Origin of the sequence: Mesorhizobium sp. M0166, from assembly GCF_040322255.1 — a bacterium.
Taxonomy (GTDB): domain Bacteria; phylum Pseudomonadota; class Alphaproteobacteria; order Rhizobiales; family Rhizobiaceae; genus Mesorhizobium.
In genome coordinates, this window is record NZ_JAMYTD010000110.1 from 1 (window position 1) to 1010 (window position 1010).

Here is a 1010-nt window from a genome sequence, read left to right on the forward strand (position 1 = left end):
CAACCGCGCGCTCACCGCCATCGGCACAGGACAAGATCCCGCCTTGAGGCTGGTTAGGCTTCGCTTACCAAAAAAGATGACGCTTGCGGGGAACACGGGAAGCACAGGCAAGTTCGGTGCGCAGTGGAGGAGATTGCGCCATGAACAATGTCATTTATCTCATCGGCCTCGTCGTCGTCGTGCTTGCGATCCTCTCCTTCCTCGGATTCCACTAGGAGACACCATGCAGGACCAGGACGATCAGGGCCGTCAGACGGCCGATTTCGACACAGCCAGAAGCGAGCTTTCGGAAAGACTACAACGCGAAAAGCAGACCGCGACGGAAGCGCTCCACGATGCGCGTGACGAGATCACCAGGAAAGCCGGCGATTACGCATCGGAAGCAAAGCAAGCATTGTTCAACAAGGCGGAGGGAACGCAGCGCGACGTGAGCGCCAATCTCAAGGCCTTCAGCGGCGCATTGCGCGCGGCAAGCGAGCATCTTGCCAACAATGATCAACGGACCGCTTCGAAATTCGCCCTTGACGCCGCAGGCGGGCTCGAGCGGCTTTCCTCGTCCCTGAAGGACAAGCCTTTCCACGAGGTGCTTGGCGAAATCCAGTCGTTCGGCCGCGAAAACTCGGGGGCTCTGATCGCCGGTTCGGTATTGGCAGGGCTGGCGTTGGGACGGTTCATCAAGAGCTCGCCACCCTCTGCCCAAAGCGGAGCACCGGGCCAGTCGGGAACAGGCCGGGCGACCGAGACGGGTCCTAGTTCGAGTGAGTCGGGGTGGCGATCGGCAGAGCCAGTTGAGCCAGCCCCGTTAAGATCCGATCAATCCGGCGATGACTGGGCCAATGCAAGCCTGGAGCGAAACCCATGACTGACAACCAGGACACTCGCAGCCTGACAACCCTTGTCAGCGATCTGGCACAGCAGGTCACAACACTGCTTCAAACCGAAAGCAGGCTGTTGCGGGCTGAAATGTCGGAAAAGGTAAGCAAGGCCGGCGCCGGCGCCGTGGAGGTAAT

Annotated in this window: 2 protein-coding genes; both read left to right on the forward strand. The window is 60.1% G+C overall.

From position 1 onward, the window contains the following. A partial coding sequence (locus NKJ46_RS34620) for a hypothetical protein (protein ID WP_352671832.1) occupies nucleotides 1-862 on the forward strand: 862 nt, incomplete at its 5' end. Further along, nucleotides 859-1010: phage holin family protein (locus NKJ46_RS34625; protein WP_352671835.1), on the forward strand; the 152-nt coding region annotated here is incomplete at its 3' end. The genes NKJ46_RS34620 and NKJ46_RS34625, both read left to right, overlap by 4 nt.